This window comes from Robiginitalea sediminis (assembly GCF_002198115.1).
GTDB lineage: Bacteria > Bacteroidota > Bacteroidia > Flavobacteriales > Flavobacteriaceae > Robiginitalea > Robiginitalea sediminis.
On the sequence record NZ_NGNR01000001.1, the window covers coordinates 254,545 to 270,661 of the forward strand.

The window sequence follows — 16,117 nt, forward strand, 5'->3', positions numbered from 1 at the left end:
AAAAAAAAGCCTCCCCAAGTGGGAGGCTTTTTTTATATCAGAAGGCGTAGCGCTGCGGGCCGCCCCGCCGGATTTCCTCGCTGGCGTTGGCTTCGAACTTTTTAAAGTTTTCCCGGAAGGCATTGCTCAGCTTAAAAGCTGTTTTGTAGTAGGCCTCGTCATTATTCCAGGTAGCCCTCGGGCTCAGTACGCGTGTGGGCACCCCAGGGCACTCCCTGGGTTGCGCTACCCCGAACACCGAATGGATGTGGTAGGTGTCGTAGGTGTACAAGCCCAGCTGGCCACTGAGGGCGGCATGGATCATGGCCCGGGTATACTGGAGCTTCATCCGCGTTCCAACCCCATAAGGACCTCCGGTCCACCCGGTATTCACCAGCCAGACGTTGGTCCCGGCTTCTTTCATTTTCCGGCTCAGCATCTCGGCATAGACGGTTGGGTGAAGGGGCATAAAGGGGGCTCCAAAGCAGGCGGAAAAGGAAGGGACTGGCTCATCTACCCCGGCTTCCGTACCCGCCACCTTGGCCGTGTATCCGGATATAAAGTGATATGCCGCCTGACTGGGGGTAAGCCTGGAAATGGGAGGCAAGACCCCAAAGGCATCGGCGGTTAAAAAAAAGATATGCTTGGGGTTCTGCCCAATGGACGGCTCCCGGCGGTTCTCAATATGGTAGAGCGGATAACTCACCCGGGTATTCTGCGTAATAGTGGTATCTGCAAAATCGACCGCTCCTTTGGTGTCCAGAATAACATTTTCGAGGATGGCACCCTTTCGGATGGCCCCGTAAATCTCAGGTTCGTTTTCGGCACTGAGGTTTATGACTTTGGCGTAGCAGCCCCCTTCAAAATTAAAGACGGTATTTTCTGCCGTCCAGCCGTGTTCGTCGTCGCCTATGAGTTCCCGGTTGGGGTCGGTGGAAAGCGTGGTCTTACCCGTGCCCGAAAGCCCGAAGAAAATGGCGGTTTCCCCGTTCTCCCCTACATTGGCAGAGCAGTGCATCGGCAGGGTGTTCTCAAAAACAGGGAGGATAAAGTTCAAAGCCGAAAAAATACCCTTCTTGATTTCCCCGGTATATCCCGTACCCCCAATGAGTGCGATTTTCCGCGTAAAGTTCAGGATGGCGAAATTGTGCTGGCGGGTACCGTCCACCTCCGGGTTGGCGTGGAAGCCCGGGGCGTTGATCACGGTCCATTCGGCGTCGAAACCTTCGAGTTCGCGCTCCGTTGGCCTGATGAACATATTGTAGGCAAACAGGTTGGACCAGGGGTACTCATTGATCACCCGTATACCCATGCGGTAATTCGGGTCTGCGCAGGCAAAACAATCGCGCACAAACAGCTCCCGTCCGCCCAGGTAAGCCACCACCTTGTCGTAGAGGCGGTCGAAGGCTTCCGGCTCAAAAGGGATATTCACCGGGCCCCACCAGACCTTGTCCTCGGTAATGGCGTCTTTAACGATGAAGCGGTCCTGGGGGGAACGTCCCGTAAACTCCCCGGTGTTCACCGCCAAAGCGCCGGAATCCGCCTCCCGGCCCATTCCCTTTTCAATAGTTATTTCATGCAATTCGTCTGCGGAAAGCTGGTAACGTACCTTGTCCGATACAATCCCGTAGGATTCCAGCGAAATCGTTTTCGTATCCGAAGCGGATGAACTCATACTATGGTGATTTTTGTGGTGCAAAGGTCATAAAATTTCGCCTGTTGATGGCCATATCCAGCAATTTGTTAGGTCAATGGCCTAAAAACACGATAAAGCAGCCAGAGCCATCCGGAAATCAACAGGGCGCCCCCTACCGGAGTGATCAAGGCTATTGAACTGAAATCCAAACCGGTGAGGGACTGGGTGCTAAGGGCGTATATGGAAAAAGAGAAACAGAGGACCCCGGCCGTAATGAGCCGGAAAATGATCCTGGTATCCTGAAGCCGAAGGTCCTTTTGCGCGCCCAGGAAAAGGAGGAACAGGGCATGGTACATCTGGTATTGCACCCCGGTTCGGAAGCTCTCCAGGGCCTCCGTTGGGAGGGCGTCTTTCAGGGCATGGGCACCCATTGCGCCGAGGACCACGGCGAGTAGCCCGAAGAGGGCGCCGGTCATCCATATTGTTTTGTTCATAACTCTCATGCAATATTTTTTTACAAATGTAACAATTGATACCTTCGTGTTTACCAAACCAAAAGTACTATGCCGAGACGTATTCTGGTGATCGGGGCAGGAAAGTCCGCCGCCTATTTGTTGCATTACCTGTTGGAGCAGGCCCAGGCCGAGGACCTGGAGGTGGAAATTGCAGACAAGACCGTAGACCACCTGCCCGAAACCATTGCCCGCCACGAAAGGTGCCGGGTACGGTCATTGGACATCTCCGATGAACAGGCCCGCAGGGCCGCTGTAAAGGAGGCTCGCCTGGTTATTTCCATGCTCCCCCCTTCCCTCCACCTGGAAGTGGCAAAAGATTGCCTCGCCTTTGGTAAAAACCTGGTAACAGCCTCGTATATCAGCGAGGGGATGCGCGCCCTTGACCAGGAAGTACGGGACAAGGGGCTGGTCTTTATGAACGAGATCGGGCTGGACCCGGGCATAGACCATATGAGTGCTATGCAGGTCATAGACCGCATCAAGGCCCGGGGCGGGAAAATGCTGCTCTTCGAATCCTTTACCGGGGGCCTTTTGGCGCCGGAAAGCGACAACAACCTGTGGAACTACAAGTTTACCTGGAACCCCAGGAACGTGGTCCTGGCCGGTCAGGGAGGGGCTGCCAAATTCATTCAGGAAGGGACCTATAAATACATCCCCTACCATAAACTCTTCCGCCGCACCGAGTTCCTGGAAATCCAGGGATACGGCACCTTTGAGGCGTATGCCAACCGGGACTCCCTGAGCTACCGGCTGGCCTACGGGTTGGAGAACGCACTAACCCTGTACCGCGGCACCATGCGACGGGTCGGGTTTTCACGGGCGTGGAATATTTTTGTCCAGTTGGGCATGACAGACGACAGCTACCGGATTGCCAATTCCAAAGGCATGTCCTACCGGGAGTTCGTCAACCTCTTCCTGCCCTACTCCCCAACCGACTCGGTGGAACTCAAGCTGCGCCACTACCTGAAGATAGACCAGGACGACATCATCTGGGGGAAACTGCTGGAGCTGAAGCTCTTTGACGCCAACCGTAAAATTCAGACCCCCAATGCCAGCCCGGCACAAGTGCTTCAGGAAATCCTGGAAGCCAGCTGGATGCTCAGCCCCGAGGACCGGGATATGATCGTGATGTACCACAAATTCGGGTACCTGCTGGACGGGAAAAAGTACCAGCTGGATTCGAACATGGTGGTCGTTGGGGAAAACCAGCGCCTCACGGCAATGGCCAAAACGGTTGGGCTGCCCGTGGCCATGGGGGCCCTGCTCATTCTCAACCAGCAGGTGAAAAAACCCGGGGTACAGATCCCCATACAGGCCGAAATCTACGAACCCGTCCTGAAAACCCTGGCGGAAAACGGTATCGCCTTCCGCGAATACGAAGTCCCCTACCTGGGCTACAACCCAGACTCGGTAGCCTCTTGAGCATCTGACGGATTGTGCTATCTTTAGCGGGAGAATACGGGTATGAAAGCAAACAAGGGCAACGTCCAGATAGACGGGATCGACAAAAAAATCCTGAGGTACCTCATGGAGGACGCTCGCAAACCCATCCTGGAAATTGCACGACATATCGGTATTTCCGGGGCAGCCATCCACCAACGCCTCCGGAAACTGGAAAAATCGGGCCTGCTGGCCGGATCCAAATTCGTGCTTAACCCCAAAGCGTTGGGATATACCACCATGGCTTACGTCGGCATTTTCCTGGACAAGGCCATGAGCAACCCCCAGGCCGTGAAAGCCCTGGAACAGATCCCGGAAGTGCTGGAATGCCACTACACCACGGGCAACTGGTCCATCCTTGTGAAAGTCCTCTGCAAAGACAACGAACACCTGATGTTCCTGCTCAACAAAAAAATCCAGCAAATTGAAGGGGTTTCCCGCACGGAAACCTTCATTTCGCTGGATCAGCAAATAGACAGGCAGATTGCCCTGTAGGCCACCCGGTTAGTCCCTGCCGCCAAAGACCTGCAACCCCCAGTATACCAGGGAGGCCAGGGAGCCGATAGCGGCTACTACGTAGGTCCTGGCAGCCCATTTCAGGGCATCTTCGGACCCTTTATATTCCTGTGGCGTCACCATATTCCGGCGCTTCAGCCAGGCCAGGGCCCGGTTGCTGGCGTCGTACTCCACGGGCAGGGTGATAAAACTAAAGAGAGTGGCAAAGCCCATCATTACAAGGCCCGCCACAGCCACCCAGAACCCAAGCCCCGCACCGGAAGCAGCCCCAAGGACCAGCCCGCCGACTACCACCCACATAGAAAGCCCGGAGGTCACACTAACCACCGGCACCAGTTTGGAGCGCATGGTAAGCCACTCATAGGCCTGGGCATGTTGCACGGCGTGGCCGCACTCGTGGGCAGCTACGGCTGCCGCAGCCGCATTGCGCTGGTGGTAGACCCCTTCACTGAGGTTTACCGTCTTGTTCTTCGGGTTGTAGTGGTCGGTAAGCATCCCGGCCGTACTCACCACCTTAACGTCGCGGATGCCGTGGTCCTGCAGCATTTTCTCTGCAATCTCGGCCCCGCTCATGCCATTTTGCAAATGCACCTTGGAGTAGTGGCGGAACTTGCTTTTGAGGCGTGCACTCACCAGCCAGCTCACCAGGGCTATGGCTCCAATCAGTATATAATATCCCATCATAAGGCAATAACTTTTGAATTAAATGTACGGCATGTATAGCAAAAATCCGGCCAGAGCGGCCGGATTTTGAAATGTGGGGTGTAAGGGCTGGAAACCTGACAGTATTGCCGGTCAGACCGTCGTATTTTCGACCAGGTCGAAGGCTTCGGCAATTTCGCGGTATACGATTTCGCCTTTAACGATATTCAGCCCCCGTGCCAGGGAAGCATCTTCCGCACAGGCCCGCTCCCAGCCCTTGTTGGCCAGGTCCAGGACGTACGGGAGGGTAACATTGGTAAGCGCCTTGGTGGAGGTATAGGGAACGGCCCCGGGCATATTGGCCACGCAGTAATGCACTACGTCGTCAATAATAAAGATGGGGTCTTCGTGGGTGGTGGGGCGCGAGGTTTCCACGCATCCGCCCTGGTCTACGGCCACATCCACGATAACCGCACCGGGGTGCATCAGCTTCAGCATGTCCCTGCGGATGAGTTTCGGGGCACGGGCTCCTTTCAGGAGGACCCCGCCTACCACCAGGTCGTGGGTGCGCAGGTGCTTCCGCAGGTTGTATTCGTTGGAATATTCGGTAACCACGTGGTTGGGCATTACATCGTTGACGTAGCGGAGGCGTTTCATGTTTACGTCCATAATGGTCACATGGGCCCCGAGCCCTGCTGCCATTTTGGCTGCCTGGATGCCCACTGTCCCGGCCCCGAGAACCAGAACCCTGCCGGGGGGTACCCCGGGGACTCCCCCGAGCAATACACCCTTCCCTTTTTTGGGTTTTTCCAGGTACTTGGCCCCTTGCTGGATGGCCATGCGCCCGGCTACCTCAGACATGGGGGTAAGCAGGGGCAGGCTGCCATCGGCGTCCTCCACGGTTTCGTAGGCGATGCAAACCCCCTTGCGGTCTATCATGGCCCGGGTAAGGGATTCACTGGAGGCAAAATGGAAGTAGGTGAAGAGGATCTGGCCCTTCTGCACCAGGTGGTACTCCTCTTCTATCGGTTCCTTTACCTTCACAATCATCTCGCTGAGGGCATAAACCTGCCCGATGGTATCCAGGATGTGGGCCCCCGCCTTTTTGTAATCGGCGTCCTGGAAGCCGCTGCCTTCTCCCGCACCCGATTGTACGTGTACCGTGTGCCCTTGCTGCACCAGTTCAAAAACCCCTGCAGGGGTCATCCCTACACGGCTCTCATTGTTCTTGATTTCTTTGGGAATTCCAATGACCATATCCGGTTGTTTACTGTTTGGTTGCTAAAATGGTGTGAAATATCGATTCGATACGAAAAAGTCGATGAAATGAGGGGGTGATGGGACAAAAATAATCTTTTATACAAAACTACCCCCTTCTTTTTGGGGGTATGACTTCTTCAATTTATAGTTTTCAACATTTTATCCACCAAAAAAAGGGGGCCAAAACGCCCCCTTTTAAAAACGGTTACAAGGTGTCCTATCCCACAATATTCACAATCCGCCCCGGTACTACAATAACCTTTTTGGGTGGACGCCCCTGGAGTTGCTCCCCGGTCCGGGAGTCTGCCAGGACGGCTGCCTCGATGTCCTCTTTGGATAGGTCCAGGGGCAGTTCCATGGTGAAGCGCACCTTTCCGTTAAAGGAAATGGGGTACTCCTTGGTGCTTTCCACCAGAAAAGCCGGGTTGAACTCCGGGTACGGGACATGGGCAATAGAGGTGGTGTGTCCGAGTTTATGCCAGAGCTCCTCCGCCATGTGGGGGGCATAGGGCTCAATTAGGATGGCCAGGGGCTCCAATACGGCCCGCTCGCGGCAATGCTGTGCGGTGAGCTCATTCACGCAGATCATAAAAGAAGACACCGAGGTATTAAAGGAAAAGGCCTGAATATCCTCCGTTACTTTTTTAATGGTCTTATGCAGGGTCTTGAGGTTCTGGGCAGAGGGTTCGCCCTCCAGGACTTCAAAGCTGCGGTCAGGCCCCTGGTGGTAAAGTTTCCAGAGTTTTTTCAGGAACCCGTATACCCCGCTAAGGCCGGCTGTGTTCCAGGGTTTGGACTGTTCCAGCGGCCCCAGGAACATCTCGTAGAGGCGCAAGGCATCGGCCCCATACTCCTCGCAGATCTGGTCCGGGTTGACCACGTTGTACTTGGACTTGGACATTTTCTCGACCTCCCGGTCCACTTTGAACACCCCGCCTTCGGTACGGAACTCGGCTTCTGCGAACTGGGGCTGCCATTTCCGGATGGCTTCGGGGTCTATCTCGTCCGAGGCGTTAACCAGGTTGGCATCTACCCGGATGGGTTCGGTCTGTTCCCCTTTGGCCAGGCCACTGCTCAGGTAGATCTGGGTGCCGGCCTTCCTGTGGATAAATGCACTGGTCCCCAGGATCATCCCCTGGTTGATGAGTTTGCGGGCATATTCGTCCGTGGGCACCCAGCCGCGGTCGTACATGAATTTCTGCCAGAAGCGGGAGTAGAGCAAATGCCCCGTGGCGTGTTCGCTGCCGCCTATGTAGACATCCACGTCCTTCCAGTAGCCAATGGCCTCAGAGGAAACCAGGGCCTGCTCGTTGTCCGGGTCCATATACCGGTTAAAGTATTGGGAACTCCCAGCCCACCCGGGCATGGTGTTGAGCTCCAGGGGGAAGACGGTCTTGTGGTCTATGCGGGCGTTCTCGGTAACGGTTTCCGCCTCGGTATCCCACGCCCAGCGGGTGGCGTTGCCCAGGGGCGGTTCCCCCGTTTCCGTGGGTAGGTATTTTTCCACCCCCGGCAGTTCCAGCGGGAGGCAGTGCTCCGGGATCAGGTGGGGCAGGCCTTCGGCGTCGTAATACACCGGGAACGGCTCCCCCCAGTAGCGCTGGCGGCTGAAGACCGCATCGCGCAGGCGGTAATTAATCGTACCCTTGCCCAGGCCTTTGGCCTCAAGGGCTTCTATAACCTTCATGGCAGCTTCCTTCTGACCCAGGCCGCTGATAAAGCCGGAGTTGGCGATTACCGCATTTTGTTTGTCTTCATAGGCCTCCTCCTCCACAGATACCCCTTCGAAGATATTGGGGATGGGGATCCCGAAATGGCGGGCGAAGTCGTAATCGCGCTGGTCCCCGCATGGAACAGACATTACCGCTCCCGTACCGTACCCGGCCAGGACGTAGTCCCCGATCCAGACCGGCACGGCCTCCCCGGTAAGGGGGTGGGTGGCGTAAGCTCCTGTAAAGGCGCCTGACACGGTTTTCACGTCGGCCATCCGTTCCCGTTCCGAGCGGCGGGCAGTAGCGACCACATAGGCCTCCACCTCGTCCTTTTGCTCTGGGGTGGTAATCTTGCCTACCAGCTCGTGCTCCGGGGCCAGGGTCATGAAACTCACCCCGAAAATGGTGTCCGGGCGGGTGGTAAAGACCTCGATATCGAAGGCTTCCTGCCCCGGGCCAGGCTGTGTTTTAAAGGTCACTGAAGCCCCCTGGGAGCGGCCAATCCAATTGGTTTGAGCATCCTTAAGTGGCTGGGGCCAGTCTATGCCCTGCAACCCGTCCAGCAGGCGCTGGGCATAGGCGGTAATCCGCATGCTCCACTGGGTCATCTTCTTGCGCACCACCGGGAAACCACCACGCTCTGACACCCCGTTCACCACCTCGTCATTTGCCAGGACCGTGCCCAGTTCCGGGCACCAGTTTACCTCGGCTTCGGCCAGGTAAGTGAGGCGGTATTTAAGCAACATCCGTTGTTTTTCGGCGGCGGAAAAGGCCTTCCATTGTCCGGCACTGAATTCGGGGGTGTCCGCATCGCAGGCAGCCCGAACCCCTTGGTTTCCTGAGGCCTCGAACCGCTCCACAAGCGTACTTACCGGTTCCGCCCGGTCTGCCTCCCTATTGTACCAGGAGTCGAAGAGCTGCATGAAAACCCATTGGGTCCACCGGTAGTATCGGGGCCTGGAAGTACGTACCTCCCGGGACCAATCGTAAGAGAAACCGATGGCGTCCAGTTGTTCCCGGTACCGGCTGATGTTCGCCTCGGTAGTCACCGCCGGGTGCTGGCCGGTCTGGATGGCGTATTGCTCTGCCGGCAACCCGAAAGAGTCGTACCCCATGGGCTGCAGGACGTTGTAGCCCTGGTGGCGCTTAAAACGGGCATAGATATCGCAGGCGATATACCCCAGCGGGTGGCCCACATGAAGCCCGGCCCCAGACGGGTACGGGAACATGGTTAGGGCGTAATACTTGGGTTTCTCCGACGGGTAGACCGCCCTGAATGTTTGATTTTCGGCCCAGAAGCGTTGCCACCTGGCCTCTATTTCCTTGTGATCGTAAAACATGTTTTCCGGCTGCAGGCACCGGGGGCGGACCCCCCGGGCATTTAACGCTGCAAAAATAAACGGAATCCATTTACTTTCCTATTTTTACACCTGAACTCCTGCCGTCTGTAAGCAACTATGAGCAAATCTTTTGAGCGGTACCAAAGGAGGAAGCTGATCTCCTCTTATTTTTCCGTCACCCTCAGTATTGCACTGGTACTCCTGCTCCTGGGGGTGCTGGGGCTTTTGGTGCTAAACACCCGCAAGCTGGCAGACCATTTCAAGGAGCAGGTGACCCTCTCGGTGTTTTTCAAGGACACGGCCAGGCAGGTGGAAATAGACCAGCTTCAGAAAAGCCTGGTCATGGCCCCGTATACCAAGAATGCCCTTTACGTTTCCAAGGAGGAGGCCGCCGAACAGCACAGTGCGGAAATCGGCGAGAATTTCCTGGAATTCCTGGGGTACAACCCCTTAAAGAATTCCATTGACCTGCAGCTCAACGCCGCTTATGTGTCCCCCGTCCAGATAGACTCCATCGCCACTGACATCGAAACCCGGGAGTTTGTGGAAGAAGTGAGCTACGACCGGCCCACCATAGCCCTGCTTACGGAAAACGTACAGCGAATAGGGCTGGGGATCCTGATTGCCTCTGGCGTTTTTACCCTGATAGCCGTGCTGCTTATCAACAGTTCCATCCGGCTTTCCATCTATTCGAAGCGTTTTATTATTAAAACCATGCAAATGGTCGGGGCCACTAAATCCTTTATCCGAAGGCCCTTTATCTGGACCAATATCAAACTGGGGGTGCTGGGTGCCCTCATAGCCCTGGCAGCCCTCTACGGCCTGCTGTTCTACCTGGATGTCAATTTCCCGGACCTGGGGCTTATGGAAGACCTCCTTACCCTGATAGCCGTATTCGCCTCGGTTTTTGTTTTGGGGGTCCTCATTTCAGGCATCAGTACGTTTTTTGCCACCCAGCGCTTTTTAAACCTCCGCACAGACGACCTGTACTACTAGCAGGGCGCAGAGCCGCCCCCGGCGGCCGAAAAAATAGTACCTTTGAAACATGAGCAAGAAGAAAGTACAGGGGGGCGCCCCGCGCAGCAACCGGGAGTTCATCTTCCAGAAACGCAACTACCTTTTTATGTTTGCCGGCCTGGTGCTCATTTCCCTGGGGTATATCCTGATGGCCGGTGGGGGAAGTGACGACCAGGCGGTCTTCAACCCGGAAATCTACAGCTTCCGCCGCATCCGCCTGGCCCCAACCCTGGTACTCATTGGCCTGGGGCTGGAGGTCTATGCCATCCTGACCCACCCGAAGAAAAAATAACAGCCCTTGGACCTGATAGACGCCATCCTGCTGGGTATTATCCAGGGCCTGACCGAATTCCTGCCGGTATCTTCCAGCGGGCACCTGGAATTGGGTAAAGCCCTTTTGGGCGACACCTCAGTACCCGAAGAGAGCCTCTTGTTTACCGTGGTACTGCACTTTGCCACAGCCCTGAGCACCATCGTGGTTTTCCGCAAAGACGTTTGGGAAATCCTCGAAGGACTCCTGAAATTCCGGAACAATGAAGAATCCCGGTTTTCCCTGAAGATCGTTATATCCATGGTCCCGGCTGTAGTTATAGGGCTTTTCTTTGAATCGGAACTGGAACAATTTTTCGGGGGCAACATCACATTTGTCGGGGCCATGCTGCTGGTAACGGCCCTGCTGCTGTTCCTGGCAGACCGGGCCCGCGATACCCACCGGCCCGTTTCCTTCTGGGACTCCCTTATTATAGGAGGGGCACAGGCCATTGCCATGTTGCCCGGGATTTCCCGGAGCGGGGCCACCATAGCAACCTCGGTCCTGCTGGGCGTAGATAAACGAAAGGCGGCCCGGTTCTCTTTCCTGATGGTGGTCCCCCTTATTTTCGGCAAGATGGCCAAAGATATTTTCAGCGGGGAGCTCACCCTGGAGAGCGAGAATTTCTGGGCCATGGGCGCCGGCTTCCTTGCGGCCTTCGCAGCGGGTTTGCTGGCCTGTACCTGGATGATCCGCCTGGTGCGCAACAGCAAACTCTCCATTTTTGCAGTATATTGCCTGCTGGTGGGCCTGCTGGCCATTGCCGCCGGAATCTGGCTGGCCCCGTAGCCCAACCCATCCTGTTTTGGAACTCACCCGCGAAGCATTTCTGGAAGGGCAGATCCTGCTCATAGACAAACCCCTGGGGTGGTCCAGTTTTCAGGCGTTGAATGCCGTGAAGTGGACCATCCGCCGCGCGTTTGGCCTGAAGAAGATCAAGGTGGGTCACGCCGGTACCCTGGACCCCCTGGCCACCGGGTTATTGTTGCTTTGCACCGGAAAAGCTACCAAACGCATTTCGGAACTACAGGGCCTCGAAAAAGAGTACCAGGCCACCATGGTGCTGGGCTACACCACCCCTTCCTACGACCTGGAAACTGAACCGGAACCCTTCGGAAGCACGGCGGGCATCACCCGGGAGCAAGTGGAAGCGGTGGCCAAAGCTTTCACCGGGGAAATTCGCCAGAAACCGCCGGTATTCTCTGCCATTAAAAAGGACGGAAAGCGCCTTTATGAGTATGCCCGCAAAGGGCAGGAGGTGGAAATACCCGAACGGGTGGTACAAATCAGCCGCTTGGATATAGACCGGATGGAAGGGGCTGAAGTAGCCTTTACCGTGTCCTGCAGCAAGGGCACTTACATCCGCTCCCTGGCCCACGATATGGGGCAGGCCCTGGGGTGTGGCGCCTATCTCTCGGCCCTTAAAAGAACCAAAACAGGCGGTTTTTGCGTAGATAATGCGCTAACCCCCGATGATCTGAAGGCCCTGTTCCGGGAAGCGGGCTTTGAAGTATAACTTCCTTTCAGGTATGGGTGGGGGACGCATATACTAAAACCAGGATTTGACTGTTATTGCTCTATGCACCTGAACCGAAGTCAGTTATCGCTTATCATTACCGCCTCCACCCTGGGGATCGTGGTGCTGACCCTGTTCAATATCCACCTGGGGGCAACCCTGGAGGAGGAATATGTCATTGAGATGAGCCTTGAGGAAGAAGACCTGCCGGAACTGATGGAGCTCCCGGAGGAGGAGGTTTCCGAATCGGACCCGGTGCGCTCCCACATGGCCCTTAACGAAACGGCTAAGCCCCAATACGGGGACCCGGAGCCTCTGAAAACCCTAGAAGAACTCCTGCAGGAACGGGAAGCCCTCGAAAATCAGGAAGCCGGGGAACCCTACGCAGACAACGGGGACTACGCGGAACACCTGAAGGAACTGGCACGCAAACGGGAAGAGCTCAAAGAGCAGCTGGACCAGCAGGAGGCCGAAAAAAAGGAATACACCAATGTCCTCAAGGACCGGCGTACCTCCATCTCCTACTCCCTGGTGGAGCGGAATGCCCATGAATTACCCCCGCCCATCTATACCTGTATAGAGGGAGGCAAAGTGGTGATCAATATCGAGGTAGATGCCCTGGGATATGTGATCCAGGCCGATTTCAACGCCAAAAGTTCCGGCACCTCCAACGGCTGCCTGGTGGAAAACGCCATTGCCTATGCCCTAAAGGCCCGCTTCAACCCTTCATCGAGAAGTACCCAGAAAGGGACTATCACCTACCTCTTTCAAAGCAAGTAACGCTTCCAGTTCCCGTGCAATAGCACTTCCGCCGTCGGTATTATACCACTGCTGGAGCGACTCCCTGAATTCGGCGCTCAAACCCCCGTGTTCGGCCTTGTAAGCCCGCACCATCTGCATGGGTTCCTCCGGCCTGGGCCCCCACTGACCGACCACTTCCAGGGAAGCCGCATCCAGCACCAGAAGCTTGGGGATGGCCAGGGCACCGTCTGTGCGAAAGCGGTCCATGAGTTCCGGGTGGTCATCCCGCCCAGCAATGCGCAGCGAGAGGTTGGGGCTCTGGAGTTCGAAGGCGCGCATTACAGGCAACACCGGGGCTGCGTCTCCGCACCAGGATTCGGTGAGCACGAGCCAAATCATCCGGCTTTGGAGGTCGCGTAATTTCCTGGCAACGGCCTCGTCCGGACGAAAACGCTTCTCCCACCGCTTCATACGCTGGTGGTTCAGCCGGGTATATCCCACAAGGGACTCGTCCTGGTTCAGACCAGAAGTGCGGCCTTCCCGGACCTGTTGCGCCATAGCTTCCCTATAGGCGGCATAGTCCGTGCTTTTTTTCAGGGCGCTTCTGATCTGGGTATGCAATTCCATGCTTTCTTTTTGCATCGTTTTGTGGCTTACCGGGTTACCGGAGTTCCCCTTAGTAGGAACCCGGGCGTAACCCTTACACCCCAACCCCAGGTATTACGGTACGGTATCCGGGGTAAATTCAGGGTTAATGCCCAGGACCTGGAAGAGGCCTGCCTGGGTCATCAGATACTTGTTCTGGACTGCATTTGCCTTGAGCCGGGCGTCTATCAGGCTCCTTTCGCGGGTATTGATCAGAAAGATAGAACTCTCCCCGAAACTGAATTTGCGCTCTTCGGCCTGCAACATGCGCTCATAGTCCTGGACAATCTGCCCGATGAGCAGGTTCTGCCGATCGAAGGACTCCAGCTCGTTGAATATCCCGGCAATCTTGTTTCGGATACTCACCCGGGCGTTGTCCCGCTCGAACTGGGCTTCCTGCAATTTGGCCCGCGCCATCCTCAGGGCACCCCGTTCCTTCCGCAGGAATAGCGGCATGCGAAAGGTAATCCCCCCTTTGTACTCCTGGGTCTCAAAAGACCGTATAAACTCCGGGGTCTCGGTCAGGAAATTGTATTCCACGTCTATCTGGGGCAAGAGCTGGTTCACCTTAAGGCGTTTGTCCACCTCCAGGCCCTGTATCTTGAACTCCAGGGAGCGCAGCTTGGGGTGCGCCTCCAGGGCCAGGCTGTCCATGAGCCAGCCTTCGATCTGCAAGGTGCGGGCCACCTCGGCCGAGGGCTCCAGGTCCGGGAGGACCCCTTCCTGCAGCTCTACGGGGACATTGTCCTCCATCCAGAGAAAGGCAGCCAGGTCCAGGGAGGCCTTGCGGTACTGTACCCCGGCCTGTTCCAGACTCAATTCCCGGTTCTGCACGGCTATGCGCGCCTCCACCGTATCGATGGCCGCCCGGTCCCCGGCCAGGGCGCTTTGGCGAATCCCCTCAAACCGCAGGCGGGCATTGTCCCGGAATTGCTCAAAGACCAGGTAATCACTGTAGGCCTGCAGCCAGTCGAAATAGGCGGCGGCTGCATCGTACAGGATCTGGTTGACCAGCAAATCGCGGTCTGCCTGGCCCTGGCGGGCAAAAAACCGGGCCCGGCGCAGGGTGGCCATGCGCTCGTCTATCCAAAGCCCGCGCGCAAGGGAAACCGATACCCCGGCACTGTAGAGTCCGTCTGAGGGCACGGTCTCGGTCGGGTTCAGGAAGTCCCCCTCGTTCTGCTCAAACTGCCCCTTCAGTTCAATCCCGTACCAGGTCGGGATTTTAAAGGCGGCATTGAGGCGGTCGTAATACTCCGTCCCCTTAAAGCGCTTGCGGTCATAATCCACCTCCAGCTTGGGGTCGAACCCGCCCCGGGATTTGAGCAGGTTGGCCTCGGCCAGAGTGAGGGTCAGGTTGGCCTGCTTGGCTATGGGGTGGAACTGCTTCACAAAGGCCATATACTCCTGGAACCCCAGGACCTCCGTACCCTCCTGTTGCGCAGGCAGCAGCCATGTGCCAAAGGCCAGTAAAATGACAAATACCTGTCTCATACTATTTCTTGGAAGCGGTATCACCACCGTTTTGGGGGTTATAGTAGTTCGGGGGGAAGCCGTTCAGCTGCCGCCAGAGTTCAAACCAGATAGGTACGTCCTCCAGCAGCGCGATGGTGCTCGCACCGGAGCCCACCCGCAATTCCGTGGGCCATGGGTGGTCCTCCGGATCCGGGGCCAGCAGGATGCGGTACTTCCCGTTGGGGCTGATAAAGGTCTCTATGGCCACTACCGTGCCCCCATAGGTTCCGTAGGAGACATTGGGCCATCCGCTGAAAATAATGGCAGGCCATCCGTCGAACTGGATACGCACTTTTTCGCCTATGTGGACCAAGGGCAGGTCAATTGGTTCCACATAGGTCTCCACCGCCATATCGTACTTGGTAGGCATGATGCTGACCAGTTCATCCCCCTCCTTGAAGGTCTCCCCTATCCCAGCGCGGATGGCTTTGTTCACGTAGCCGGTTTGCGGGGCCCGCACATAGTGCAGATCCCTCCGCCGCTCATAATTGGCATATTCATTTTCCAGTTTGGTGACCTGGGCCTCCGAATCGAACTGGTCGGATTCCGCCGTGGAACGGTCCGAACGCGCTTTGGAAATCTTGTCGGTATACTCCGCCTGTACCCGGTTGATTTCCACTTCGGCATTTATGATATCCGTCTTGCTGGCAAGCAATTTGGCCTCCTGGGAGATGAGTTTTGCCTGAGCCTCCTGCAGTTTGAGTCTTTTTTCTTCCACGTCGGTAACGGCCTTGAGTCCTTCCTGTTCCAACTGGCTGGTCCGGTTGTATTGCCGCTCGGCGATTGCAATGTTGGTCCTGGCCGCTTCCAGGTCAATGCTGTCTGCCTGTACCTTGAGCCGGGCCTGCTGCAACTTGTTCCGCGCCTGGGCCAGTTTCAGCTCCCGCTCATTGTTCAGGGCGCTGATCTGCGTGCTGAGTGCCACCACTTTGTCCTGGTAGGACTCTACTGCCCTGCTTTTCGCCCGGACCTGCTGCTGGGTGCGCTCCAGCAGTCTGGGGTCGAAATACTCATTCTTGACCTCGGACATAAAAAGGATGGTATCCCCGGCCTGTACCAGGTCCCCCTCGCGCACAAACCACTTCTCGATACGCCCCGGGATGGGGGATTGTATGGTCTGGGGGCGCTGTTCCGGCTGAAGGGTAGTCAGGTACCCGTCTCCGGAAATATTCTGGGTCCAGGGCAGGAACAGCACAATGAGCCCGATACCCGCAAACGCCAGCAGGAACCGGTTGAAGTGCTTGTAGTGCCTCCGGTGGAACACTTTCTTGGCCGCCTGGAACCTGCCCAGGTCTACCTTCTCATTGAGTTTATTTGGCGATATATTGAGCAT

15 protein-coding genes are annotated in these 16,117 nt (G+C 56.4%); 7 read left to right on the plus strand and 8 right to left on the minus strand.

All coding sequences use genetic code 11. From position 1 onward, the window contains the following. Positions 1–37: 37 nt before the first annotated feature. Both pckA and CA832_RS01140 read right to left on the minus strand, forming a co-directional pair. Complete coding sequence (gene pckA, locus CA832_RS01135; protein ID WP_088339722.1) at positions 38–1,654, minus strand: phosphoenolpyruvate carboxykinase (ATP); 1,617 nt, start codon at positions 1,652–1,654, stop codon at positions 38–40. Between the two features lie 68 nt (positions 1,655–1,722). Continuing rightward, positions 1,723–2,109, minus strand: coding sequence for a DUF423 domain-containing protein (locus CA832_RS01140; RefSeq protein WP_088339723.1), 387 nt, complete (start codon positions 2,107–2,109; stop codon positions 1,723–1,725). A 69-nt stretch (positions 2,110–2,178) separates the two neighbouring features. Between CA832_RS01140 and CA832_RS01145 the strand changes: the two genes are divergently transcribed. Both CA832_RS01145 and CA832_RS01150 read left to right on the plus strand, forming a co-directional pair. Beyond that, positions 2,179–3,552, plus strand: a complete 1,374-nt coding sequence (locus tag CA832_RS01145) for a saccharopine dehydrogenase family protein (RefSeq protein ID WP_088339724.1) — start codon at positions 2,179–2,181, stop codon at positions 3,550–3,552. A 42-nt stretch (positions 3,553–3,594) separates the two neighbouring features. Beyond that, complete coding sequence (locus CA832_RS01150) at positions 3,595–4,065, plus strand: Lrp/AsnC ligand binding domain-containing protein (protein ID WP_088339725.1); 471 nt, start codon at positions 3,595–3,597, stop codon at positions 4,063–4,065. A gap of 9 nt (positions 4,066–4,074) precedes the next feature. Here the strand turns inward: CA832_RS01150 and CA832_RS01155 are convergent, their stop codons facing one another. From CA832_RS01155 to leuS, 3 genes are all read right to left on the minus strand, one after another. After that, positions 4,075–4,770, minus strand: a complete 696-nt coding sequence (locus CA832_RS01155; protein ID WP_088339726.1) for a zinc metallopeptidase — start codon at positions 4,768–4,770, stop codon at positions 4,075–4,077. Between the two features lie 111 nt (positions 4,771–4,881). Continuing rightward, a complete protein-coding gene (ald, locus tag CA832_RS01160) occupies positions 4,882–5,985 on the minus strand; it encodes an alanine dehydrogenase (protein WP_088339727.1) in 1,104 nt (367 codons plus the stop codon). 220 nt (positions 5,986–6,205) lie between these two features. Continuing rightward, positions 6,206–9,040 carry a leucine--tRNA ligase gene (gene leuS / locus CA832_RS01165; protein ID WP_088339728.1) on the minus strand — a complete coding sequence of 945 codons (2,835 nt, stop codon included), beginning with the start codon at positions 9,038–9,040 and terminating at the stop codon, positions 6,206–6,208. 117 nt (positions 9,041–9,157) lie between these two features. Here leuS and CA832_RS01170 point away from each other — a divergent pair, with 117 nt between their 5' ends. The 5 genes from CA832_RS01170 to CA832_RS01190 all read left to right on the plus strand — a co-directional run bounded on the left by CA832_RS01170 (position 9,158) and on the right by CA832_RS01190 (position 12,663). Further along, complete coding sequence (locus tag CA832_RS01170; RefSeq protein ID WP_088339729.1) at positions 9,158–10,036, plus strand: cell division protein FtsX; 879 nt, start codon at positions 9,158–9,160, stop codon at positions 10,034–10,036. A 49-nt stretch (positions 10,037–10,085) separates the two neighbouring features. Then, positions 10,086–10,349 carry a DUF3098 domain-containing protein gene (locus tag CA832_RS01175; protein ID WP_088339730.1) on the plus strand — a complete coding sequence of 88 codons (264 nt, stop codon included), beginning with the start codon at positions 10,086–10,088 and terminating at the stop codon, positions 10,347–10,349. 6 nt (positions 10,350–10,355) lie between these two features. Next, positions 10,356–11,156 carry an undecaprenyl-diphosphate phosphatase gene (locus CA832_RS01180; protein ID WP_088339731.1) on the plus strand — a complete coding sequence of 267 codons (801 nt, stop codon included), beginning with the start codon at positions 10,356–10,358 and terminating at the stop codon, positions 11,154–11,156. A gap of 16 nt (positions 11,157–11,172) precedes the next feature. Continuing rightward, the gene (gene truB / locus CA832_RS01185; RefSeq protein WP_088340716.1) at positions 11,173–11,883 is read left to right on the plus strand and encodes a tRNA pseudouridine(55) synthase TruB; all 711 of its coding nucleotides are present in this window, start codon (positions 11,173–11,175) and stop codon (positions 11,881–11,883) included. A gap of 63 nt (positions 11,884–11,946) precedes the next feature. Then, positions 11,947–12,663, plus strand: coding sequence for an energy transducer TonB (locus tag CA832_RS01190; RefSeq protein WP_088339732.1), 717 nt, complete (start codon positions 11,947–11,949; stop codon positions 12,661–12,663). Here CA832_RS01190 and CA832_RS01195 read toward each other — a convergent pair. The 3 genes from CA832_RS01195 to CA832_RS01205 all read right to left on the minus strand — a co-directional run bounded on the left by CA832_RS01195 (position 12,610) and on the right by CA832_RS01205 (position 16,117). Continuing rightward, positions 12,610–13,266, minus strand: coding sequence for a thioredoxin family protein (locus CA832_RS01195; protein WP_143542318.1), 657 nt, complete (start codon positions 13,264–13,266; stop codon positions 12,610–12,612). The two genes, CA832_RS01190 and CA832_RS01195, sit on opposite strands and share 54 nt — an antisense overlap. Positions 13,267–13,344: 78 nt before the next feature. Further along, on the minus strand, positions 13,345–14,763 hold the full coding sequence (locus tag CA832_RS01200) for a TolC family protein (RefSeq protein ID WP_088339734.1): 1,419 nt from the start codon (positions 14,761–14,763) through the stop codon (positions 13,345–13,347). Between the two features lies 1 nt (position 14,764). Further along, on the minus strand, positions 14,765–16,117 hold the full coding sequence (locus tag CA832_RS01205) for an HlyD family secretion protein (protein WP_088339735.1): 1,353 nt from the start codon (positions 16,115–16,117) through the stop codon (positions 14,765–14,767).